The 23,252-nt window shown below is 68.1% G+C and carries 21 protein-coding genes; 16 read left to right on the top strand and 5 right to left on the bottom strand.

Going from position 1 to position 23,252, the window contains the following annotated elements; translation table 11 throughout:
• Window positions 1-7 precede the first annotated feature (7 nt).
• The 15 genes from murF to AO057_RS17985 all read left to right on the top strand — a co-directional run bounded on the left by murF (window position 8) and on the right by AO057_RS17985 (window position 17,606).
• Window positions 8-1,414: a UDP-N-acetylmuramoyl-tripeptide--D-alanyl-D-alanine ligase gene (gene murF / locus AO057_RS01015; RefSeq protein ID WP_205630054.1), complete on the top strand. Its 1,407-nt coding sequence runs from the start codon at window positions 8-10 to the stop codon at window positions 1,412-1,414.
• Entirely contained in the window at window positions 1,404-2,582 is a 1,179-nt protein-coding gene (gene mraY / locus AO057_RS01010) for a phospho-N-acetylmuramoyl-pentapeptide-transferase (RefSeq protein WP_057673873.1), read from the top strand. The genes murF and mraY overlap by 11 nt, the downstream gene beginning before the upstream one ends.
• Window positions 2,579-4,456: a UDP-N-acetylmuramoyl-L-alanine--D-glutamate ligase gene (murD, locus tag AO057_RS01005; protein ID WP_082605359.1), complete on the top strand. Its 1,878-nt coding sequence runs from the start codon at window positions 2,579-2,581 to the stop codon at window positions 4,454-4,456. Before mraY ends, murD begins: the two co-directional genes overlap by 4 nt.
• Window positions 4,453-5,703, top strand: a complete 1,251-nt coding sequence (gene ftsW, locus AO057_RS01000) for a putative lipid II flippase FtsW (RefSeq protein WP_057673872.1) — start codon at window positions 4,453-4,455, stop codon at window positions 5,701-5,703. The genes murD and ftsW overlap by 4 nt, the downstream gene beginning before the upstream one ends.
• Complete coding sequence (murG, locus tag AO057_RS00995; RefSeq protein WP_057673871.1) at window positions 5,700-6,761, top strand: undecaprenyldiphospho-muramoylpentapeptide beta-N-acetylglucosaminyltransferase; 1,062 nt, start codon at window positions 5,700-5,702, stop codon at window positions 6,759-6,761. Before ftsW ends, murG begins: the two co-directional genes overlap by 4 nt.
• Window positions 6,758-8,167 (top strand): UDP-N-acetylmuramate--L-alanine ligase, encoded by a 1,410-nt coding sequence (gene murC, locus AO057_RS00990; protein WP_057673870.1) that lies wholly within the window; start codon window positions 6,758-6,760, stop codon window positions 8,165-8,167. Before murG ends, murC begins: the two co-directional genes overlap by 4 nt.
• Before the next feature lie 11 nt (window positions 8,168-8,178).
• Window positions 8,179-9,120, top strand: coding sequence for a D-alanine--D-alanine ligase (locus tag AO057_RS00985; RefSeq protein ID WP_057673869.1), 942 nt, complete (start codon window positions 8,179-8,181; stop codon window positions 9,118-9,120).
• Complete coding sequence (locus tag AO057_RS00980) at window positions 9,117-9,908, top strand: cell division protein FtsQ/DivIB (RefSeq protein WP_057673868.1); 792 nt, start codon at window positions 9,117-9,119, stop codon at window positions 9,906-9,908. The genes AO057_RS00985 and AO057_RS00980 overlap by 4 nt, the downstream gene beginning before the upstream one ends.
• Before the next feature lie 21 nt (window positions 9,909-9,929).
• Complete coding sequence (gene ftsA / locus AO057_RS00975) at window positions 9,930-11,159, top strand: cell division protein FtsA (RefSeq protein WP_057673867.1); 1,230 nt, start codon at window positions 9,930-9,932, stop codon at window positions 11,157-11,159.
• Between the two features lie 136 nt (window positions 11,160-11,295).
• On the top strand, window positions 11,296-12,549 hold the full coding sequence (gene ftsZ / locus AO057_RS00970; protein WP_057673866.1) for a cell division protein FtsZ: 1,254 nt from the start codon (window positions 11,296-11,298) through the stop codon (window positions 12,547-12,549).
• 124 nt (window positions 12,550-12,673) lie between these two features.
• Complete coding sequence (locus tag AO057_RS00965; protein ID WP_057677122.1) at window positions 12,674-13,555, top strand: DUF4394 domain-containing protein; 882 nt, start codon at window positions 12,674-12,676, stop codon at window positions 13,553-13,555.
• A 10-nt stretch (window positions 13,556-13,565) separates the two neighbouring features.
• Entirely contained in the window at window positions 13,566-14,165 is a 600-nt protein-coding gene (locus AO057_RS00960) for a methylamine utilization protein (RefSeq protein WP_057673865.1), read from the top strand.
• Window positions 14,162-16,480: a putative bifunctional diguanylate cyclase/phosphodiesterase gene (locus tag AO057_RS00955; RefSeq protein WP_057673864.1), complete on the top strand. Its 2,319-nt coding sequence runs from the start codon at window positions 14,162-14,164 to the stop codon at window positions 16,478-16,480. The genes AO057_RS00960 and AO057_RS00955 overlap by 4 nt, the downstream gene beginning before the upstream one ends.
• Before the next feature lie 10 nt (window positions 16,481-16,490).
• On the top strand, window positions 16,491-17,414 hold the full coding sequence (lpxC, locus tag AO057_RS00950) for a UDP-3-O-acyl-N-acetylglucosamine deacetylase (RefSeq protein WP_057673863.1): 924 nt from the start codon (window positions 16,491-16,493) through the stop codon (window positions 17,412-17,414).
• 15 nt (window positions 17,415-17,429) lie between these two features.
• Window positions 17,430-17,606 (top strand): hypothetical protein, encoded by a 177-nt coding sequence (locus AO057_RS17985; protein ID WP_168163343.1) that lies wholly within the window; start codon window positions 17,430-17,432, stop codon window positions 17,604-17,606.
• On the opposite strand, the gene AO057_RS00945 is transcribed toward AO057_RS17985, so the two are convergent.
• Window positions 17,603-17,920, bottom strand: coding sequence for a hypothetical protein (locus tag AO057_RS00945; protein ID WP_057673862.1), 318 nt, complete (start codon window positions 17,918-17,920; stop codon window positions 17,603-17,605). The genes AO057_RS17985 and AO057_RS00945 overlap by 4 nt on opposite strands.
• Window positions 17,921-18,019: 99 nt before the next feature.
• Between AO057_RS00945 and AO057_RS00940 the strand changes: the two genes are divergently transcribed.
• Window positions 18,020-19,033 (top strand): extracellular catalytic domain type 1 short-chain-length polyhydroxyalkanoate depolymerase, encoded by a 1,014-nt coding sequence (locus AO057_RS00940; RefSeq protein WP_057673861.1) that lies wholly within the window; start codon window positions 18,020-18,022, stop codon window positions 19,031-19,033.
• Here the strand turns inward: AO057_RS00940 and ruvC are convergent, their stop codons facing one another.
• From ruvC to AO057_RS00920, 4 genes are read right to left on the bottom strand one after another with little or no spacing between them, the layout of a single operon-like run.
• Window positions 19,034-19,582 (bottom strand): crossover junction endodeoxyribonuclease RuvC, encoded by a 549-nt coding sequence (gene ruvC / locus AO057_RS00935; protein ID WP_057673860.1) that lies wholly within the window; start codon window positions 19,580-19,582, stop codon window positions 19,034-19,036.
• Window positions 19,582-20,313 (bottom strand): monofunctional biosynthetic peptidoglycan transglycosylase, encoded by a 732-nt coding sequence (gene mtgA / locus AO057_RS00930; RefSeq protein ID WP_057673859.1) that lies wholly within the window; start codon window positions 20,311-20,313, stop codon window positions 19,582-19,584. Before mtgA ends, ruvC begins: the two co-directional genes overlap by 1 nt.
• A gap of 8 nt (window positions 20,314-20,321) precedes the next feature.
• Window positions 20,322-21,179, bottom strand: a complete 858-nt coding sequence (locus tag AO057_RS00925) for an energy transducer TonB (RefSeq protein WP_057673858.1) — start codon at window positions 21,177-21,179, stop codon at window positions 20,322-20,324.
• Window positions 21,176-23,251, bottom strand: coding sequence for a ribonuclease catalytic domain-containing protein (locus AO057_RS00920; protein ID WP_057673857.1), 2,076 nt, complete (start codon window positions 23,249-23,251; stop codon window positions 21,176-21,178). The genes AO057_RS00925 and AO057_RS00920 overlap by 4 nt, the downstream gene beginning before the upstream one ends.
• Window position 23,252 lies beyond the last annotated feature (1 nt).

The following is a 23,252-nucleotide window of genomic DNA, read 5'->3' as shown; positions in this document are numbered from 1 at the left end:
CACCATCATGTTTAACCTGCAGCAGGCCCTGCCCTGGCTGGCCGGTGCGCGCCTGGTGGGCGACGGCCTGGTCGGTGTGCAGCGTGTGCACAGCGACACCCGCACCCTGCAGCACGGCGATCTGTTCGTGGCGCTGCAGGGCGAGCGCTTCGACGGCAACACTTTCCTGGCCCAGGCGCAGCATGCCGGCGCGGTGGCCGCGCTGTGCAGCGACGAGGCGGCACTGCGCGCCAGCGGCCTGAGTGGCCTGGTGGTGCCTGACAGCAAGCGGGCGCTGGGGCAATTGGCCACAGGCTGGCGCGCGCAGTTCAAGCTGCCGCTGATCGCCGTGACCGGCAGCAACGGCAAGACCACGGTGACGCAGATGATTGCGGCCATCCTGCGTGCCTGGAAACCGCAGGCTACGCTGGCCACCGAAGGCAATCTCAACAACGAGATCGGCGTGCCGCTGACCCTGCTGCGTCTGCGCGCCACGCACCAGCTGGCGGTGGTCGAACTCGGCATGAACCACCCGGGCGAGATCGCGGTGCTGGCGGCCATGGCCCAGCCCACGGTGGCGCTGGTCAACAACGCGCAGCGCGAGCACCTGGAGTTCATGGCCAGCATCGAAGCCGTGGCGCGCGAGAACGGCGCCGTGATCACGGCGCTGGGCGGCAGCGGTACCGCCGTGTACCCGGCCGATGATGCCTACAGTGGCGTGTGGCACGAGCTCGCGGGTGGGCGGGCCCAGCTGACCTTCGCCATCAGCGGGGACGCGGCCGCGTCCGACCTGAGCTGCAGCCCACCGGTCTGGACCGGCGAGGGCTGGCAGGTTCAGGCGCGCACCCCGGCGGGCGGGTTGAACTACACGCTGCGCGTGGCCGGCCTGCACAACGTCAAGAACTCCCTGGCCGCTGCCGCTTGCGCACTGGCCGCCGGTGTGCCGCCGTCGCACATCGCGCTCGGGCTGGAAGCTTTCGAGCCGGTCAAGGGCCGCTCGCGTGCCCTGGCCCTGCCACTCGGTGGCCGCACGCTGACCCTGGTGGACGACAGCTACAACGCCAACCCGGATTCGATGCGCGCCGCCATCGACGTGCTGGCCGGCCTGCCCGGCCCGCGTCTGTTGGTGCTGGGCGACATGGGGGAGGTGGGCAGCGAAGGCCCGCGTTTCCACGCCGAAGTCGGCGCCTATGCGCGCGAACGCGGCATCGAGCAGCTCTACGCGCTGGGCGAGCAGACGGCGCAGAGCGTGGCGCATTTCAAGGGCGGGCGTCATTTCGACGACGTCGAGGCCCTGAATGCCGCCGTGCTGCAGGCCCTGCCCGGTCTGGCCAGCGTGCTGGTCAAGGGCTCGCGTTTCATGCGCATGGAGCGCGTGGTGCAGGCGGTGAGCGCGCACGCCGAACAGAACAAGGAAGAACATCATGCTGCTTAGCCTGGCCCAGTGGCTCCAGACCATCTCGCCCGAATTCGGCTACTTCCGGGTCTTCCAGTACCTGACCTTCCGCGCCGTCATGGCTGCACTGACCGCGCTGCTGATCGGCCTGCTGGCCGGGCCTTACGTGATCCGCCGCCTGGCCGAACTCAAGATCGGCCAGCCGGTGCGCGGCTACGGCATGGAGACGCACCTGTCCAAGAGCGGCACGCCCACCATGGGCGGCGTGCTCATCCTGCTGGCCATCGGCATCTCGACCCTGTTGTGGTTCGACCTGTCCAACCGCTTCGTCTGGATCGTGCTGCTGGTCACGCTGGGCTTCGGCGCCATCGGCTGGGTCGACGACTGGCGCAAGGTGGTCAACAAGGACCCCGAGGGCATGCGTTCGCGCGAAAAATATTTCTGGCAGTCGGTGATCGGCCTGATCGCCGCCTTCTATCTCGTCTTCTCGATTTCCGGCAGCAGCAACCAGGGCGTTTGGGAGTTATTCGTCACCTGGGTTCGTTCGGGGTTCTCGGTCGATCTGCCGGCGAAAGCCGGCCTGCTGCTTCCTTTCTTCAAACAGGTCAGCTACCCGCTGGGCGTGATCGGCTTCGTGGTGCTGACCTATCTGGTCATCGTGGGGGCCAGCAATGCGGTGAACCTGACCGACGGCCTGGACGGGCTGGCCATCATGCCGGTCGTCATGGTGGGCTCGGCCCTGGGCGTCTTCGCCTACGTGACCGGCAGCGCCGTCTATTCCAAGTACCTGTTCTTCCCGCACATTCCCGGCTCGGGCGAGCTGCTGATCTTCTGTGCCGCCATGGCCGGTGCGGGCCTGGCCTTCCTGTGGTTCAACGCGCACCCGGCCCAGGTCTTCATGGGGGATGTCGGTGCGCTGGCGCTGGGTGGCGCCCTGGGCACCATCGCCGTCATCGTGCGCCAGGAAATCGTGCTGGCCATCATGGGCGGCATCTTCGTCGCCGAGGCCATCTCCGTGATGCTGCAGGTGAGCTGGTTCAAGTACACGAAGAAGAAATACGGCGAGGGCCGGCGCCTCTTCAAGATGGCGCCGCTGCACCACCACTTCGAGAAGAGCGGCTGGAAGGAGACCCAGGTGGTCGTGCGCTTCTGGATCATCACCATGCTGCTGTGCCTGGTGGGACTGTCGACCTTGAAACTGCGATGAACGAGAACGAACACCCTGACGATCTGCCCCAGCCGGTGCCGCCTCAGGACGAGGCGGCTTCGGTGTCTGTGCCGGCGGCGTATGTGCCGACGCAGGGCGCGAGCGACGCGCCCGCTGCCGAGGGCGCACAGGACGCGCCGCCGCCTGCTGTCGATGCCGAACCCCAACTCCCCGTGCCCGCGACCGGCAAGCCGGCCAAGCGCCCCCTGCCTGAGACCCTGACGGCCGCGCGTGACGCGGCGGCCTTTGTCGCCCAACTGTTCACCGATGCGGGCACGCCCGAGTCGTCGGCGCCGGTCGCGCCGGATGAAAGCAGCGGTGTCGTCCTCCAGGAGGAGGCGCCCGCCAGCGAGCCTGCGCCCGAGTCCGTGGTGTCGCCTCTGCAAGGCCAGCACGTGCTCGTGCTGGGCCTGGGCGCCTCGGGCCTGGCCATGGTCCGCTGGTGCGTGCGCCAAGGCGCACGCGTGACGGTGGCCGATACCCGTTCAGCGCCGCCCCAGCTGGCGCAGCTGCAGGCCGAGTTGCCGCAGGTGGTTTTCCGTGCGGGTGCTTTCGAGGCGGGTCTGGTCGAGGGGCAGGACATCCGTGCCGTCTTCAAGAGCCCGGGCCTGTCGCCGGCCATGGTGGCGCCGGTCTGGCAGGCGGCGCAGGCCATGGGCCTGTGGGTGGGCGGTGAACTGGATCTGTTTGCACGGGGCCTGCGCGATCTGCAGACCGAGCGGGCGTATGCCCCCAAGGTCCTGGCGATCACCGGCACGAACGGCAAGACCACCACTACTGCGCTCACCGGCCAGCTGGTGGCGCATGCGGACAAGACCGTGGCGGTGGCGGGCAATATCGGCCCCAGCCTGCTGGACACGCTGGCGCTGCATATCGATGCGGGCACCTTGCCCGAGGTCTGGGTGCTGGAGCTGTCCAGCTTCCAGCTCGACGGCGTCCAGGGCTTCGAGCCCACGGCGGCCGCGGTGCTGAACCTGACGCAGGACCATCTGGACTGGCACGGCAGCATGGAAGCCTACGGGGCCGCCAAGGCGCGCATCTTTGGCGAACAGGGCCTGCTGGTGCTCAACCGTGATGATCCGGCGGTGATGGCCCTGATGCCCGAGCCGGTGCGCGCCAAGCTGCAAAAGCCGCAGTGGCGCGAGTACCTGAGCTTCGGCGCCGAGATGCCGCAACGCCCGGGCGATTACGGTATCGAGCTGGTCAACGGCATGGCCTGGCTGGTGCGGGCCGTGGAGGCCGACGAAACGCAGAAACGCAAACGCGGCGAAGAGGTGGAGCTGTTCATCCAGCGCCTGATGCCGGCCGACGCGCTGCGCATCCGTGGTCGCCACAACGCCACCAACGCGCTGGCGGCGCTGGCCCTGGCCCAGGCGGCCGGTTGCGCGCTGGGCCCCATGCTTTACGGCTTGCGCGAATACCGCGGCGAGCCGCACCGGGTGGAGCCGGTGGCCATCGTCAATGAGGTCGAGTACTTCGACGACAGCAAGGGCACCAATGTGGGGGCCACCGTGGCGGCCCTGACCGGCCTGGGGACCGAGCGGCGCATCGTTGTCATCCTGGGCGGCGACGGCAAGGGGCAGGACTTTGCACCGCTCTTCGGGCCCGTGCAGCGTTATGCCCGGGCGGTTGTGCTGATCGGGCGCGATGCGCCCGCCATCCGTGCGGCGGTGCAGGGCGCGGGTGTGCCGCTGCTGGACGCTGGCACCTTGCCCGAGGCCGTGGCCCTGGCCCGCGCGCAGGCGCAGGCGGGGGATGCCGTGCTCCTGTCGCCGGCCTGCGCCAGCTTCGACATGTTCAAGGATTACGAGCACCGTGCCCGCGTCTTCGTCGAGGCGGTGCACGCCCTGTCGAACGAGGGGGGGCTGGCATGACGGTATTGGCGCAACGCATCCGTGGTTGGTTCGGCGGCGCGCCGGTGACCGATGCGCTGCCCGTGCGCCTGGGGCCGCAGGGCTACGGGCGCAGCAGCAACCAGCCGGTGCGCCTGTCCGACTTCGACCATGCCCTGGTCTGGGTGGTGGTCGCCCTGCTGGCCTGGGGATTGGTGATGGTGTACTCGGCCTCCATCGCCTTGCCCGACAACCCCAAGTTCGGGCGTTATGCCCACACGCATTTCCTGACGCGCCACCTGCTGTCGCTGGTGGTGGCCTTTGTGGCGGCGCTGATCGCCTTCCAGATTCCCATGGCCAGGTGGGAGAAGCTGGCGCCCTGGCTGCTGGTGGCCGCGCTGGTCCTGCTGGTGGCGGTGCTGATCCCCGGCATCGGCAAGGGTGTCAATGGCGCGCGGCGCTGGATCGCCCTGGGCATCACCAACTTCCAGCCTTCCGAACTGGCCAAGCTGGCGGTGCTGCTGTATGCGGCCGACTACATGGTGCGCAAGATGGATGTGAAGGAGCATTTCTTCCGTGCCGTGGCGCCCATGGGGGCGGCCGTGGCCATCATCGGCCTGCTGCTGCTGGCCGAGCCCGACATGGGCGCCTTCATGGTGATCGCCGTGATCGCCATGGGCATCCTGTTCCTGGGCGGGGTGAATGCCCGCATGTTCTTCCTGATTGCCGCCATCCTGCTGGTGGCCTTCGTGCTGATGATCGCGCTGAGCGAATGGCGGCGCGAGCGCATCTTTGCCTACCTCAACCCCTGGGACGAGCGCCACACCCTGGGCAAGGGTTACCAGCTCTCGCATTCGCTGATCGCCTTCGGGCGCGGCCAGATCTTCGGCGTGGGCCTGGGCGGCAGCGTCGAGAAACTGCACTGGCTGCCCGAGGCGCACACCGATTTCCTGCTGGCCGTGATCGGCGAAGAGTTCGGCCTGCTGGGCGTGCTGACCATCGTCGCGCTGTTCTTCTGGCTGACCCGTCGTGTCATGCACATCGGCCGCCAGGCCATTGCGCTGGACCGCGTCTTCGCCGGCCTCGTGGCCCAGGGCGTGGGTGTGTGGATGGGTTTCCAGGCCTTCATCAACATGGGCGTGAACCTCGGCGCCCTGCCGACCAAGGGCCTGACCCTGCCCTTCATGAGCTACGGCGGTTCGGCCATTCTGATGAACATGGTGGCGGTGGCCATCGTGTTGAGAATCGATTACGAGAATAGACAACTCATGCACGGGGGGCGCTCATGAGCAAGTGCGCGCTCGTGATGGCAGGCGGGACCGGGGGCCATATCTTCCCGGGCCTGGCCGTGGCCGAGGCCCTGCGTGAGAAGGGCTGGCGCGTGCACTGGCTGGGCAATGCCGGAAACATGGAAGGCAAGCTCGTGCCGCCGCGCGGTTTTGCCTTCGAGAGCATCGATTTCGGCGGGGTGCGCGGCAAGGGGCCGCTCACGCTGGCCCTGCTGCCGCTGCGCCTGCTCAAGGCCTTCTGGCAGAGCATCGTTGTGGTCCGCCGTGTCAAGCCGGACGTGGTGATCGGGCTGGGCGGTTACATCACCTTCCCGGCGGGGATGATGGGGGTCCTGCTGGGCAAGCCCCTGGTGCTGCACGAGCAGAACTCCGTGGCGGGCCTGGCCAACAAGGTACTGGCTGGCGTGGCCGACCGCGTCTTCACCGCTTTCCCGAACGTGATGGGCAAGGGCCAGTGGGTCGGCAACCCCCTGCGCGCCGCCTTCCTGCAGCAGGGAGCGCCGGCGCAGCGTTTTGCCGGCCGCAGCGGGCCTTTGCGCCTGCTGGTGGTCGGCGGCAGCCTGGGCGCGAAGGCCTTGAACGAAGTCGTGCCGCGCGCTCTGGCCTTGATCTCTGAGGCGCAGCGCCCGCAGGTCATCCACCAGAGCGGTGCGACGCAGATCGACGCCCTGCGCGCCAACTACAGCGCCGCAGGCGTGCGGGCCGAACTGACACCCTTCATCGATGACACGGCCCGTGCTTTTGCCGAGGCCGATCTCATCGTCTGCCGCGCCGGCGCCAGCACCGTGACCGAGATCGCCGCGGTGGGTGCCGCCGCAGTTTTTGTGCCCTTCCCGGCGGCGGTGGACGACCACCAGACCACCAACGCCCGTTTCCTGGTGGACCAGGGTGCGGGCCTGCTGCTGCCCCAGCAAGACATGACAGCGGAGCGACTGGCCGAGCTGCTGCAGAACACCAACCGCAACACCCTGCTGCAATGGGCGCAGCAGGCGCAGAAGCTGGCCAAGACCGAAGCCACCGCACAGGTGGTGGCTGCCTGCGAGGAACTGGCACGATGAAACACGCGATCAAACACATCCACTTTGTGGGCCTGGGCGGCTCGGGCATGTCCGGCATCGCCGAGGTGCTGCACAACCTGGGTTACACCATCTCGGGTTCGGACCTCAGCGACAGCGCCACGCTCAGGCGCCTGGCCTCGCTGGGGATCAAGACCTGCGTCGGTCACGCACCGGGTCACATCGAGGGGGCCGATGCCGTGGTCACGTCGACCGCCGTCAAGGCCGACAACCCCGAGGTGCTGGCGGCGCGCGAAAAGCGCATTCCCATCGTGCCGCGTGCCGTCATGCTGGCCGAGCTGATGCGCCTGAAGCAGGGCATCGCCATCGCCGGTACCCACGGCAAGACCACCACCACCAGCCTGGTGGCCAGCGTGCTGGCCGAGGCCGGGCTGGACCCGACCTTCGTGATCGGCGGGCGCCTCAACAGCGCCAACGCCAATGCGCGGCTGGGCAGCGGCGAGCACATCGTGGTCGAGGCCGACGAGTCGGATGCCTCCTTTCTCAACCTGCTGCCGGTGATGGCCGTCGTGACCAATATCGACGCCGACCACATGGAAACCTACGGGCACGACTTCGGCCGGCTCAAGCAGGCCTTCGTCGACTTCCTGCATCGCATGCCCTTCTACGGCACGGCCATCCTGTGCACCGATGACGCCGCGGTGCGCGAGATCGTGCCCGAGGTGAACTGCCCCATCACCAGCTACGGCTTCAACGAGCAGGCCCAGGTGCGCGCGGTGAACGTCCGTGCCGTCGCCGGGCAGATGCATTTCACCGTGCAACGGCGCAACGGCGTGGTGTTGCCCGACCTGGACGTGGTGCTCAACCTGCCGGGCCGCCACAACGTGCTCAACGCCCTGTCGGCGATCGCGGTGGCGGCGGAGCTGGATGTCGCCGACGCAGCGCTGCTCAAGGCCCTGGCCGAGTTCAAGGGCGTGGGCCGGCGTTTCCAGCGCTACGGCGAGGTGCCAGCCAAGGACGGCGGCAGCTTCACGCTGATCGACGACTACGGCCACCACCCGGTGGAGATGGCGGCCACGCTGGCCGCGGCGCGCGGCGCCTTCCCCGGGCGGCGCCTGGTGCTGTCCTTCCAGCCGCACCGCTACACGCGCACACGCGACTGCTTCGAGGATTTTGTCAAGGTGATCGGCGAGGCCGACGCCGTGCTGCTGGCCGAGGTCTATGCCGCGGGCGAGGCGCCCATCGTGGCCGCCGACGGCCGCAGCCTGGCGCGCGCGCTGCGTGTGGCCGGCAAGCTGGAGCCGGTGTTCGTGGACGAGATCGCGGCCATGCCGCAGGCCATCCTGGACAACGCGCGGGCGGGCGACGTGGTGATGTGCATGGGGGCGGGTTCCATCGGTGGGGTACCGGCCAAGGTGGTCGAGTTGACGGGAAGTGGCAAAAAGTGAGCAAGGAACAAATGAATCTGGGCAAGGTAGCCGTTCTGATGGGCGGGTCTTCCGCCGAGCGCGACATCTCGCTGATGTCGGGGGGAGGTGTGCTCAAAGCACTGCAATCGCGCGGGGTGGATGCCCACGCCTTCGATCCCGCCGTGCGGGATCTTGGTGAGCTCAAGCGCGAGGGTTTTGCGCGCTGTTTCATCGCGCTGCACGGTCGTTTCGGCGAGGACGGCACCGTGCAGGGCGCGCTGGAACTGCTGGGCATCCCCTACACCGGTTCGGGCGTGATGGCGTCTGCCATCGCCATCGACAAGGTCATGACCAAGCGCATCTGGCTGGCCGAGGGGCTGCCCACACCGCAGTGGCGCAAGGTGGCCAGCGCCGAGGCCGCGCGTGCCGCCTTCTCGGCGCTCGGTGCGCCCATGATCATCAAGCCCGCGCGCGAGGGCTCATCCATCGGTCTGACCAAGGTGATGACGGCCGACGAGTGCGATGCCGCCTATGCCAGGGCAGCGCAGGTCGACGAGCAGGTGCTGTGCGAGCAGTTCATCAGCGGCGAGGAGGTCACGGTGCCCGTGCTGGGCAGCGGACCCCAGGCGCGCGCGTTGCCGGTGATCCGCATCGTCGCACCCGACGGCAACTACGATTACCAGAACAAGTACTTCACCGACGACACGAAGTACCTGGTGCCTTGCGGTCTGCCCACGGGTGAGGAAGAGCAGATCCAGCAGATCGTGCTGCGCGCCTACCAGGTGCTGGGCTGCCGCGGCTGGGCCCGTGCCGACGTGATGATCGACGCCCGCACGCGCAAGCCCTGGCTGCTGGAGATCAACACCTCGCCCGGCATGACCGGGCACTCCCTGGTGCCCATGTCGGCCAAGGCCGCCGGCATCAGTTACGAAGAACTTTGTGTGTTGCTGCTGCAGACAGCCGCACTCGAGCACGGAGGCGTGCACGCATGAACCCCAGCCTGCCCGTCCCCCTCGACGTCAAGCTCATGAACCTGACAGCCCATCTGCTGTTGCTGGGTTTCATGCTGCTGGCGCTGGGCACGGGTGGGCGCTGGCTGATGCAGCACCCGGTGTTCGCGATCCGCGGCCTGACGGTGCTGGGCGACATCAGCCACACCAGCGCGTTGACCCTGCGCGCGCATGTGGGCTCGCAACTCAAGGGCACGTTCCTGACGGTGGACCTGAACGCCGTGCGTCTGGCCTTCGAGTCCGTGCCCTGGGTGCGCCGGGCCGTGGTGCAGCGCGAATTCCCGAACCGCCTGCGCGTGATCCTGCAGGAGCACCAGGCCGTGGCCTATTGGGGCGAGGAGGGCGAGTCCACCCTGGTCAACAGCCATGGCGAAGTCTTCGAGGCCAATCTGGGCGAGATCGAGCAGGACGAACTGCCGCGTCTGGACGGCCCGGTGGAACAGTCGGCCCAGGTGCTGGTCATGTACCGCGAGCTCCTGCCCCTGTTCGAGGCGCTGGACCTGCCCGTTGAGCAACTGACCCTGAGCGGCCGCGGCAACTGGCAGCTGGAGCTGGCCAGCGGGGCCCGTCTCGAACTGGGCAGCGGCGGTGTGCCGGAGGTGACGGCGCGGGCCCGGCAGTTCCTCGGCACGGTGGCGCAGGTGGCGGCACATCACGGCCGCAAGCTCGACGCGCTGGAAGGCGCCGACCTGCGTTATGCCCAGGGGTATGCCCTGCGCCTGCGCGGCGTGAGCACGGTGACGGCGCAGGACCAGGCCAGGAAAAACTAGGAAAAAAGCAGGACCATCGACATGGCAAAAGAGTACAAGGATCTGGTTGTCGGCCTCGACATCGGCACCGCCAAGGTGATGGTGGTGGTGGCCGAGGTGCTGCCCGGCGGGGAGCTCAAGCTGGCGGGCCTGGGTGTGGCGCCCAGCAACGGCTTGAAACGCGGTGTGGTGGTGAACATCGACGCCACCGTGCACAGCATCCAGCAGGCCCTGAAAGAGGCCGAGCTGATGGCCGACTGCAAGATCACGCGTGTCTACACCGGCATCACCGGCAGCCACATCCGCGGCATCAACTCCAGCGGCATGGTGGCCGTGAAGGACCGCGAGGTCAACGCGGCAGACGTGGCGCGTGTGGTGGAGACAGCCAAGGCCATCAACATCTCTTCCGACCAGCGCCTGCTGCTGGTCGAGCCGCAGGAATTCATCATCGACGGCCAGGACGTGCGCGAACCCATCGGCATGAGCGGCATCCGTCTGGAAGCCCGGGTCCACATCGTGACCGGTGCACAGAGCGCGGCCGAGAACATCATCAAGTGCGTGCGTCGCTGCGGCCTGGAGGTCGAGCAGCTCATGCTCAACCCCCTGGCCTCCAGCCTGTCGGTGCTGACCGAGGACGAGCGGGAGCTGGGCGTGGCCTGCGTGGACATCGGCGCCGGCACCACCGACGTGGCGGTGTTCACGGGCGGTGCGATCCGCTACACCTCGGTGATTCCGATCGCCGGCGACCTGATCACCAGCGACATCGCCATGGCCTTGCGCACGCCGACCAAGGACGCCGAGGACATCAAGGTCGAGAGCGGTTTTGCCAAGCAGCTGCTGGCCGACCCGGACATCCAGGTCGAGGTGCCGGGCCTGGGCGACCGCGGCCCGCGCATGCTCAGCCGCCAGGCCCTGGCCGGCGTGATCGAGCCGCGCATCGAGGAAATCTTCTCATTGGTGCAGCAGGTGCTGCGCGATTCGGGCTGCGAGGAAGTCCTGTCCTCTGGCATCGTGCTCACGGGTGGCAGTTCGGTCATGCCCGGCATGGTGGAGCTGGGCGAGGACATCTTCCTCAAGCCGGTGCGCCGCGGCTTGCCCAAGTACAGCGGTGCCCTGTCGGACATGGTGGGCCAGCCGCGCGCGGCCACTGTCATGGGCCTGCTGGAGGAGGCGCGCATGGCGCGCCTGCGTGGTTACAAGGTGGCGCAGAAACATGGCTCCATGAAAAACGCCGTGGGCCGCGTCAAGGACTGGTTCATCGGGAACTTCTGATCATGCACACCAAGCTCTGGCTGGCACGCGGCAGCCCCCATCACAGACGGCGGTGCACCGGACCACCGGTGCCGCGGCATCGAGCCGGCAAGACGACCACAAACGACACAAGGCAACCGTATTTAAGGAGAACAGCATGAGCATCGAAATGATCGAAGACGCAGCCTTCAACCTGGGCACCCAGATCAAGGTCATCGGCGTGGGCGGGGGTGGCGGCAACGCCGTCGAGCACATGATCGAGCGCGAGGTGCAGGGCGTGGAGTTCATCTGCGCCAACACCGACGCGCAGGCCCTGAGCCGCAGCAGCGCGCACAAGGTCATCCAGCTCGGCGGCAGCGGCCTGGGTGCGGGCAGCAAGCCCGAGAAGGGGCGCGACGCGGCCGAGCTGGCCGTGGAAGACATCCAGAACGCCATCGCCGGCGCGCACATGCTCTTCATCACCGCCGGCATGGGCGGCGGCACCGGCACCGGCGCGGCCCCCGTGATCGCGCGCGTGGCCAAGCAGATGGGCATCCTGACCGTGGGCGTGGTGACCAAGCCCTTCGACTGGGAAGGCGGTCGCCGCATGACCAATGCCGACGCCGGCCTGACCGAACTGGAAGCCAATGTCGACTCGCTGATCGTGGTGCTCAACGAGAAGCTGCAGGAAGTGCTGGGCGACGACATCACCCAGGACGAGGCCTTCGCGCACGCCAACGACGTGCTGAAGAACGCCGTGGGCGGGATTGCCGAAATCATCAACGTGCCCGGCCACGTGAACGTGGACTTCGAGGACGTGCGCACCGTGATGGGCGAACCCGGCAAGGCCATGATGGGCACCGCCGCGGCCAACGGCCCGGACCGCGCACGCATCGCGGCCGAGCAGGCCGTGGCCTGCCCGCTGCTCGAAGGCATCGACCTCTCGGGCGCCAAGGGCGTGCTGGTGCTGATCACCGCGGCCAAGGGCAGCCTCAAGCTGTCCGAGTCCAAGCTGGCGATGAACACCATCCGCGCCTACGCCTCGCCCGATGCGCACGTGATCTACGGCACCGCCTACGACGACAGCCTGGCCGACCAGATCCGCGTCACCGTGGTGGCCACCGGCCTGTCGCGCCAGGGCGTGCGCCGCACGGCACCCCCGCTGCAGGTGCTGACCACCACGCTGCGCACCGGTACCGACAACGTGCCCTTCCAGGTGCCCACGCTGAACCACGCGGTGGCCCCGGGCGCACTGCCGGGCACGGCCGCGCAGATGCCGGGCGTGGCCCAGCCCGACTACAACGCCATGGCCACGCCCAGCGTCTGGCGCACCCGTGACCGCACCCAGGCCGCAGCCAAGGTGGACGCGCTGTCCTCGGGCGGCATGGACGATTTCGAGATCCCGGCCTTTTTGCGCAAGCAGGCCGACTGAGTGAGGTGACATGCGCCCCGCTGCCTGCAGCGGGGCGCGACTTGGTCTAGGATGGGCCGGCCTGCGCTGTCCGATGCCCGGCCCGGCGCCGGGCGGCGGCGCCATCGATACCCAGGAGTGCACCATGAAAACGCAACGCCCCTTCCTCGCGCTGGTCTCGGGCCTGGCCCTGTTGCTCACGGCCTGTGCCCTGCCCACGGCCTCCTTGCCCCAGGACACGGTGTATGCCGTGACACGTCAGCACGAACTGATCCGTTTCAAGGCCGACCGGCCGCAGCTGGTGCTCGATCGTCGTGCGCTCAGCGGCCTGGCCCCGGGTGACAGCGTGCGCGGCATCGATTACCGCGTGGCGCGCGGCGTGCTCTATGCGCTGGCCGACAGTGGCCGGCTCTACACGGTGGACACCGCGCAAGCCCGGCTGGTGCCGGTGGCAACCAGCGCACCCGCGCCCTGGCCGGTCCAGGGGGGCGTGAGCGGCTTCGATTTCAACCCCACGGTCGACCGCATCCGCGTGGTCAGCAGCAGCGCGCAGAGCCTGCGCCTGCACCCCGAAACGAATGCCGTGGTCGACGGCAACCCGACCGAATCGGGCCTGCAGCTCGATGGTGCCTTGCATTACGTGGCCGGTGATCGCCATGCCGGCCGCACGCCGGACCTGGCCGGCGTGGCCTACACCTACAACCAGAAGAACGAGAAGATCACCACCAACTACGCCATCGACCGCGCCTTGGGCGCGCTGCTCATGCAGGGCTCGGCCGAAGGCGCCGAGCCGGTGGTCTCGCCCAACACGGGCCAGTTGCGCACCGTGGGCCTGCTGGGCACCGGCCCGCTGGCCGAGGCGCACTTCGATATTTCGGACATCGCCAACACGGCCCTGCTGGCGGCCCGACCCGTAGGCCAGACGCAGACCCGCCTGTACCGGCTGGACCTGGCCAGCGGGCGTGCCACGGAGCTGGGTCTGATCGGCCAGGGCGAGCCCCTGGCTGGTTTGGCGATCGAGCCCTGAGGCCACGGTGATGCGTCTGCTGGGCCTGATCGTCCTCTGCCTGTTGGCCCTGCCGCTGCGTGCCGGTACTCTGGTGGTCGACGTGCTGCAGGGCAGCGGCCTGCCCCTGGCCGACGCGGTGGTGTTCCTGGAGTCGCCGCAGGCGCGCCGCCAGGTGCGCCCGCTCATGAAGGCCGAGATGGGGCAGGCCGGCAAGCAGTTCGTGCCGCAAGTGCTGGTGGTGACCACCGGCACCGAGGTCGACTTCCCCAACCGCGACACGGTGCGGCACCATGTCTATTCCTTCTCGCCGGTCAAGAAGTTCGAACTCAAGCTCTACATCGGCACCCCGACCAAACCGGTGCTGTTCGACCAGCCCGGCATCGCGGTGCTGGGCTGCAACATCCATGACCAGATGGTGGGCTGGATCGTGATCGTGGACACGCCTTATTTCGGCCGCACGGCAGCACAGGGGCAGGTCGTGCTCGACAAGCTGCCGCCGGGCAACTACCGCCTGCGCAGCTGGCATCCCGGCCTGCCCGTGGGGGCGGCGGCGCTGGACCAGGCCGTGAGCGTGCCGGCCGAAGGCCGGCTGGCCGTGACCGTGCGCATGCCGGGTGTGTTGCCATGACGTTCTCGTTCAACCGGCGCAGCCTGATCACCCGGCTGGTCGGTCTCTCGCTGCTGCTGCTGCTCTTCGTGCAGCTGGCCGGCTTCTTCGTGGTGCGCGACAGCATTGCGCGCAACGCCCGCATGCAGATCGCGCGCGAATTCGATACCGGCGAGAAGGTGTGGCTGCGCCTGCTCGACCAGAACGCCGAGAAGCTGCGCCAGAGTGCTGCCCTGCTGGCGGCTGATTACGGCTTCCGCTCCGCCGTCAGCTCCGATGATCTGGAGACCATCGCCTCGGCGCTGGAGAACAACGGCCAGCGCATCGGCGCGGCCATGACGGCCCTGCTGGACACCAGCCTGCGCGTGCGCGCCATCAGCGCGCAAACCCCCGGCGCCGACCTGTCCGCCACACTGGCCAGCCTGGCGCCGGCCCTGGCCGAGCCCTCGCAGGGTGGACGCATCGTGTTGGTGGATGGCCAACCCTACCAGCTGGTCATGGTTCCCATGCGCGCGCCGCTGGTGGTGGGCTGGGTGCTGATGGGTTTTCCGGTGGGGGCGCCGCTGGCCGAGGAAATGCAGCGCCTGCTCGGCGTGCAACTGGTGCTGCAGGTGCGGCGGGCCGATGGCAGCCTGGCGGCGCCGGTCAGCACCCTGCCTGTGCAGGCACTGCAGATGCTGCAGGGCATGAAGGGCGAGATCCGTGAACTGGAGGCCGGCGGCTCGACCCTGCTGGTGCGCGAGATCCGGCTCGACGCCGTCGGCGGCGAGACCCGCGTGCTGCTGCTGCGTTCCATGGACGACGTGGTGGCGCCTTACCGCAATCTGCAGCTCCTGCTGGCCATCATCACGGTGGGTGGCGTGCTGCTCTTCGCTCTGGGCAGCGGCCTGATGGCGCGGCGCCTGACCACGCCCCTGCGCTCCCTGCTGTTTGCCACGCAACGGCTTTCGCGTGGCGACTACAGCGTGCCGCTGGAAGACGTCGAACGGCACGACGAGATCGGCAACCTGGCGCGATCCTTCGACCGCATGCGCGTGGACATCGCGGCGCAGCAGGCCGAGATCCGCCACCTGGCCTACTGGGACCGGTTGACCGGCCTGCCCAACCGGGAGAACTTCCGCGACTCGGTGCAGCAGTCCATCGCCCGCAGCGGGGTCGGCGGCGAGCTGGCCATCATCACCCTGGACCTGGACCGTTTCAAGCACGTCAACGACGTGCTGGGCTACGCCTTCGGCGACCAGCTTCTCAAGACCGTGGCCGGCAAGCTGGCCGATGTGCTGGGTGAAGCGTCGGGTGTGGTGGCGCGGCTGGGTGGCAATGAGTTTGCCCTGCTGCTGGAGCCGGGCAACCCGGCACAGGCGACCGAGCTGGCGGCCCGGGTGGCACGTTGCCTGGAGGTGCCGCTGGCCATTGCCGAGCAGACCGTGGACCTGAGCGCGGGCATCGGCATTGCCTGCTGGCCGGCCGATGCGCAGGACGTGGACACGCTGCTGAGCCGCTCCGAGATCGCCATGTACGTGGCCAAGCGCAAGCTCGAAGGGCCCTTGCGTTACGACCCGGCCTATGACTCGGCCAGTACGCAGACCCTGTCGCTGCTGACCGAATTGCGCCGCGCCGTGGACCAGGGCGAGCTGCGCCTGTTCCTGCAGCCCAAGGTGAACCTGGCCGATGGCGTGACCCACGCGGCCGAGGCCCTGGTGCGCTGGGAGCACCCGCAGCGCGGCCTGGTGCCGCCCATGCAGTTCATTCCCTTCGCCGAGCAGACCGGCTACATCCGCCAGCTCACGCTGTGGATGTTCGAGGAAACCGCGCGCCTGCTGGCCACGCCGGCCGCCGCGGGCTTGCGCGTCTCGGTCAACCTGTCCACGCGCGACCTGCTGGACCTCGAACTCAGCGCCCGCCTGGGCCGCCTGCTGGAGGCGCACGGTGTGCCGGCCTCGGCCTTCTGCCTGGAGATCACCGAGAGCGCCATCATGGACGACCCGCAGCGCGCCGAGGCCATGCTCAACCGCCTGTCCGAGCAGGGCTTCAAATTGTCCATCGACGACTTTGGCACCGGCTATTCCTCCCTGGCCTACCTCAAGCGCCTGCCGGTGGACGAGCTCAAGATCGACAAGTCCTTCGTCATGGGCATGGAGACCGACGCGGACGACGCCATCATCGTGCGCTCCACCATCGACCTGGCCCACAACCTGGGCCTGAGTGTGGTGGCCGAGGGGGTGGAGACCGCCGCCATCCTGGAGCGCCTGCGCGCCCTGGGCTGCGACGAAGTGCAGGGTTATCACATCAGCCGTCCGATGCCCGCATCCGCCTTCATGGAATGGCTGAGAAAGTAGAATCGACCCCATGCTGCAGCAACGTACCCTCAAGTCCCTGACCCGTGCCGTGGGGGTGGGCCTGCACAGCGGCCAGCGCGTGGAAATCACGCTGCGCCCGGCGCAGCCCGACACCGGCATCGTGTTCCGGCGGGTGGATCTGCCGCAGCCGGTGGACATCCCGATGTCGGCCATGGCGGTGACCGATACGCGCCTGGCCTCCACCCTCTCCAATGGCGACGCCAAGGTGCACACCGTGGAGCACCTGATGTCGGCCTGTGCCGGCCTGGGCATCGACAACCTCTACGTGGACATCACGGCGGAAGAAGTGCCCATCCTCGACGGCTCGGCGGCCTCTTTCGTGTTCCTGCTGCAGAGTGCCGGCATCGAATTGCAGAACGCGCCGCGCCGTTTCATCCGCATCACCAAACCCATCGAGGTGCGCGAGGGCGTGGGCGCCGGTCAGAAGTGGGCGCGGCTGGACCCCTACCACGGCTACAAGCTCAGCTTCGAGATCGACTTCGACCACCCGGCGGTGGACTCCACCGGCCAGCGCGTCGAGTTCGACATGAGCGTGCACAACTACTCGCGTGACATCGCGCGCGCGCGCACCTTCGGTTTCACCAAGGACGTGGAGATGATGCGTGCCAACGGCCTGGCCCTGGGCGGCGGGCTGGACAACGCCATCGTGATGGACGACTACAAGGTGCTCAATGCAGGCGGCCTGCGCTACGACGACGAGTTCGTCAAGCACAAGATCCTGGACGCCATGGGCGACCTCTACATTCTCGGCAAGCCGCTGCTGGCCAGCTACAGCGCCTTCCGCTCCGGTCACGCGATGAACAACAAGCTGCTGCGTGAACTGCTGCAGCGCACCGACGCCTGGGAAACCGTGACCTTCGACAACGAGAAGCTGGCGCCCAAGGGCTTCGCGCAGCCGGTGCGCGCCTGGTAAGCGTCGGATCACGCGATGCTGCTGTTCCGCTGGCTCATCCTCCTGACGCTGATCGGCGCAGCCGTCTGCTTCGCCTTCTACGCCGGTACCGGCCAGGTGCGCTACAAGCGCTGGGGCCTGGTCACGCTGAAGTGGACGCTCATCGCCGCCTTCGGCTTCTTCGCCGTCCTCATCCTGCAGCGCATTGCCTAGGTGCCACGGCGCCGCACCGTGGAAAACGGATCGGGTGCACCGCTCTTCTTGGGCTCCTCCTCGTCGCGCGTCTTGACGGCATCGAGTTCGTTGAAGGCAGAAGGCATCTGGCTGTCCTGAAAGGCGACCGAGTCCTCCCACATCGCCCAGTCGGATTCCTGGTTGCCTTCGCTCACCTCGGGCAGGGGCGGCGGTGTGGGCGGCATGCCCGTGCGTGCCGCCGCCGGTGTGGCGGGACGGGCCTGGGCCGACGGCGCTGGCCGGGCCGGTTTGGCCGGGGCCGGCTTGGGGGCGGACTTGAAGAACTTCAGCATGCGGCCATCCTGGGTGCGGTACGCTAGGCGATGACTGCAATTTAGCGTGCGTAACGGTTTGTGACAAGCCGGTGGTGCGCTCAGCCGTGAAGGATTGCCATGAAACCCGTATTTCTGAAGGCCGGGCCGATCGCTTTGCTGACGGTGGCGCTGTTGCTGTCTGCGAGTGCTGCAGCCCAGGACGGGACCTTGCGCGAGCGCCTGCGGGAACGCAGGCAGGTGCAGGCTAGTGAGGCGCAGGCGCAGCCCGCGCCGATCACCGCGCCCGGCGACTATCGCTACAGCCTGGAGCATGGCGGGCGCACGCGCCTGTACCGTGTGCACGTGCCGCCCGGCTATCGCAGCGACACCCCGGCGCCCCTGCTGCTCTCGTTGCACGGCGGGGGCGGCAGCATGGACTACATGGCCAGGGACGAGAACTACGGCCAGCTCAGCCATGCCGCGCGGGCTGGCCAGGTGCTGGTCTTTCCCAATGGCATCAGCCGTTTTCGCAGCGGCATGCTCGCGACCTGGAATGCCGGTGCCTGCTGTGGCGCGGCGCGCGACGAGAACGTGGACGATGTCGGTTTCATCCGGCTCGTGCTCGAACGCGTCATGCACCAGCTCAACATCGATCGCCAGCGCGTCTACGCCACCGGCATGTCCAATGGCGCCATGATGGCCTATCGCCTGGCCTGCGAGATACCCGGGCTGATCCGCGGCATTGCAGCGGTAGCCGGCACCGACAACACGCTCAGCTGCACACCGGCCCAGCCGGTCTCGGTGCTGCACATCCATGCGCGCAACGACACGCACGTGCTCTACGAGGGCGGCGCCGGGCCGGATTCGGTGGACCGGGCCCAGGTGACCGATTACCGCTCGGTGCCCGAGACGTTGGTGCGCTGGGTGGAGCGCAACCGCTGCCCGCGCACTCCCCAGCGCGTGCTGGAAAAAGACGGGGCCTGGTGCGAGCGCTACGCACCTTGTGCGGAGGGTACCCAGGTGCAACTGTGCGTGACGGACGCAGGCGGGCACAGCTGGCCCGGCGGTCACAAGCGTCGCGGCGAAGCGCCCACGCAGGCCGTGAGCGCAAACGAGCTCATGTGGGCGTTTTTCGGGAACCCGCCGCGCTGATCAGCGGCTGCGCCCGGCCCGGTACATGCCGCTGGTGCCGCGTGTGAGCACGGTGGCTTTGGCGATCTGGGCCTGCGAGGCGCCGGCATGGGCCTGGGTGATGGCGATGCCCAGCGCGTCGGCCGCGTCGGGGCCCGGCAGGCCGGGCAGCTTGAGCAGACGTTTCACCATTTCCTGGACCTGGGCCTTCTGCGCGCGGCCGTGGCCCACCACGGCCTGTTTCATCTGCAGTGCGGTGTACTCGGCCACCGGCAGGTCCGCGGTGACGAGCGCCGTGACACAGGCGCCGCGCGCCTGGCCCAGCAGCAGGGTGGACTGCGGGTTGACGTTGACGAAGACGATCTCCACCGCGGCCGACTGCGGCTGGTAGCGCGCCACCACCTCGCGGATGCCGTCGAACAGCACCTTCAGGCGCGCCGGCAGTTCACCCTGGGCCAGGTGCGTGGTGCTGATGGTGCCGCTGGCCACGTAGCTCAGCTGGTGGCCGGCGACATCGATCACGCCGAAGCCGGTGGTGCGCAGGCCGGGGTCGATGCCGATGATGCGCATCAGGGCAGCTCGGCCCGCCACAGGCGGCCGGCGATGACGCTGGCGCGATCGGCCAGGTAGGGTGACTGGGGCAGCTTCTCGTAATGGCGCGGGCGCGGCAGCATGACGGCCAGGCGCGCGGCTTCGCCGGCGTTCAGGCGCGCTGCCGGCTTGCGGTAGTAGTGCTGGGCCGCGGCCTCGGCGCCGAAGACGCCTTCGCCCCACTCGACGTGGTTCAGGTAGAGCTCCAGGATGCGCTGCTTGCTCAGCAGCTTCTCCAGCATGTAGGCCAGGGCGAACTCCTGTCCCTTGCGCAGCAGGGTGCGTTCGCCCGAGAGCAACAGGTTCTTGGCCAGCTGCTGGGTGATGGTGGAGCCACCGACGATCTTGGGGGGACGCAAGGTGCGCGCGCCGTTGGCCGCCAGCTTCGTGACCTGCTCCTCGGCCGCTGCGTTCTTCTGCCAGGCTTTTTCCATGGCATCCCAGTCCACGCCTTCGTGCCAGGCAAAGCTGTCGTCTTCCGAGGCGATCACGGCGCGTTTGAGATGGTCGGAAATCTGCGTGTAGTCCACCCACTGCTGGCGCCAGCGCAGGCTGCCATTCTCACCCAGGATGCGCCAGGCTTCGGAGCGCTCGAAGGTGGTGGACTGCGGGGCGGTCACCGCCATCAGTGCGATGCGTGCGACGAAAAAGAGCTGCAGCGCCAGCAGGGCGACGAGCAGCAGGACGAACCAGCGCAGCACGGCTTTCATGTCGGTTTTCAGGGCGCGCTGAGGCGCGTTTCCAGGGTTTCGTTGCGCGAGAACTTGAAGCGCGAGACCACCACGATCTGATCGGCTTCCTTGCGCATGTCCTGGGTGAAGCGGCCAAACGGCGCGGCCGCGCGGGCAATGGCTTCGGCGCGGCGGTCCAGCACACGGTTGCCCGAGCTCTCGGCGATCTCGGTGGAGACCACCAGGCCCTGGCGGTCCACCGTCACCACCATGGTCAGTTCGCCATAGAGTTTCTTGCCACCCGAGGCGGGGAAGTTCTCGGTGCCCTTGTCCTCGATGGCGCGGCGCAGGCGGTCGTAGTAGATGGCATAGGCCTCTTCACGCGTGGAGGGGCCGATGTAGCGCTTGCGCGGTTTCTGGCTGTCCTGCTTGATGCGGCGCTCGATCTCGGCCAGCTGTTTGAGCAGCAGGCGGCGTTTGGCCTCCTGCGCGGCCTGTTCGTTGCTGGGCCTGGCCTGCTTGGGGTCCGGCAGGGGCAGGGCGGCGAGCTGCTGGCGCACCTGGGCCAGCAGCATGGTCTGCTGCTTCTGCAGTTGCTGCATCCGCTTCTGCGACTCCTCTTCCAGCGTGTCACCGCTGTCGGAGAGCTGGGTCGAGGGCAGGGGGCTGGTGGCGCGGCCACGCTCGGCCTCACCACCGCCCGCCAGGCTGGTCTGGGCAATCGCCAGCGCCTTGTCCGGGCGGGCGTTACCGCGCGCATTGACCAGGATGACTTCCAGCGGCGTGTCGCGGAAGGCGCGCTCGATCGCATCGGGGTCGACAAAGCGCACCGTCAGCAGCACCGCATGCACGGCGACGGAGATGCCGATGGCGTATTCGAGAGTGCTGAACTTGCGCAGTTTCACGAGGACGGATTATCCCCTGAAGCCTCGGCGGCGGGCGTCTCGGATTCGTTGACATCGACCGCAATCGCGATGGGGCCGGCGGCCAGGTGTTCGGCCTCGGCGTCCTCGGCTTCCTCCTCTTCCATCGGGGCCGCCTCGGCGTCGAGCCGCTCCAGCACCGTGCCGCTGACGTCCAGCGCTACCTCGTCGATGTTGCCCAGCCTGACCAGCACGCGTGCGCCGCGCGGCAGGCCCTGCGCGCCCATCACCGGCAGCACCAGTGGCAGGGTGTCGGCGCGCGCCAGGTTGTCCTTGAAGACCGTGGCTTCCAGCTCGGTGATGCCCCGCTGCTGCAGGTACTTCAGCGTCCAGTAGCGTTCGATGGTGGCCTGGTAGCCGTTGTAGGTGCTGTAGGCGGCGTCGAAGCCCGAGATGATGGAGAACAGGTCCGCATCCTTGGGCTTGAAGGGCGCGGCCAGCGCGGCCGTCTTGCCGTGGCGCGCGCAGGCGATGATCTGCCACTGGTTCACCAGGTCCGTATAACGACGCAGCGGTGAGGTGCTCCAGGCATAACTTTTCACGCCGAGGCCGGCGTGCGGCAGGGCTTTGGTGCCCATGCGCACCTTCATGCCCGGTGCGAGGGAAGCCTGGCTGCGGTAGATGGCCGGCACGCCGAGCTCGCCCAGCCACTGGCCCCAGGTGCTGTTGGCCAGGATCATGGCTTCGGCCACCATCAGGTCCAGCGGGGCGCCGCGGCTGCGGGTGCCGATCTGCACCTGCTCGCTGCCCTGTGGCTCGGCGCCCTCGTTGCCCACGAGCTTGAAGGTGTAGTCCGGGCGGTTGAAGGTCTCGGGTTTGCCGCGTACCACTTCACGCTGGGCCTTGAGGTGGCGCGCCAGGCGGTGCAGGAAAGCCAGTTCGGTGCGCAGGCCGGCGCTCAGGTGGTCCGGGTCGGGGGTCGCGTGTTTGAAAGACAGGTCTTCCAGCCAGGCGGTGGTGACCACCCCATCGATCTGGTCATGGCGCAGGTTGTGCGCGATCGGGACGCATTCCAGGCGCGTGTCGTGGCCCAGCACCTCCAGTGAGTCTTCCTTGAAGGCCACGTAGAGCGAGACCGCCGGGCAGGCGCGCCCTTCCTGCAGGGTGTAGCGCTGCACCACCTCGTCCGGCAGCATGGTGATCTTGTAGCCCGGCATATAGACCGTGGACAGGCGGGCGCGGCTGACGTTGTCGATGGGGTCGCCGCGCTGCACGGCCAGGCCCGGGGCGGCGATGTGGATGCCCACGGTGACGGTGCCCGTGCCCAGGCCCTGCACGGAGAGCGCGTCGTCGATCTCGGTGGTGGCCGAATCGTCGATGGAATAGGCCTGGACGCTGGCCAAGGGCAGCTCATCCTTGATCTCGGGCGCCACGAGCGCCGGGAAACCATAGCCCTTGGGGAAATTCTCGAACAGGAAACGGCGCCAGTGGAACTGGTAGGGCGAGTCGATGGCGCCGGCCTTCTGCAGCAGGTCCAGCGGCGCGAGGTGCGTGGCGCGCGAGGCCTCGACCACGGCCTTGTACTCAGGCGCGTTCTTGTCGGGCTTGAAGAGGATCTTGTAGAGCTGCTCGCGGATGGGCTGCGGGCACTCGCCGCGGCCCAGGGCCTGCGCCCACTCGACGATCTGCTCCTGGATCAGGCGCTTTTTCTCGATGGCGGCCAGCGCCTGCTGGATGATCTCGGCCGGCGCCTTCTTGTAGCGCCCCTTGCCGGCGCGGCGGAAGTAGTGCGGCGCCTCGTGCAGGCGCAAGAGCGTGCCGGCCTGCTGGGGCAGCGTGGGCGGGTCCTGGAAATAGACGGCGGCCAGGTCGGCAAAGCCGAAATCGTCTTCGGGCGCGAATTCCCAGGCCAGGTCCAGCTCGATGCTCTCGCTCAGGGCCTGGGCCGCGCCCAGCAGTTCGGCCGGCGCCGGCTTCTCGAACTTGAGCAGCACGTTGGCGGTCTTGACCTTGACGCGCTTGCCGGATTCCAGCTCCACTTGCAGCGAAGCTTCCGCTTCGGACAGGATACGCCCGGCGAGGAATTTGCCGGCTTCATCGAACAATGCATGCATA

The sequence above is a fragment of the Curvibacter sp. PAE-UM genome, from assembly GCF_001432305.1.
GTDB lineage: Bacteria > Pseudomonadota > Gammaproteobacteria > Burkholderiales > Burkholderiaceae_C > Hylemonella.
Note: the sequence above shows the minus strand (reverse complement) of the source record. Positions and strands in the feature narration are given on the sequence as shown.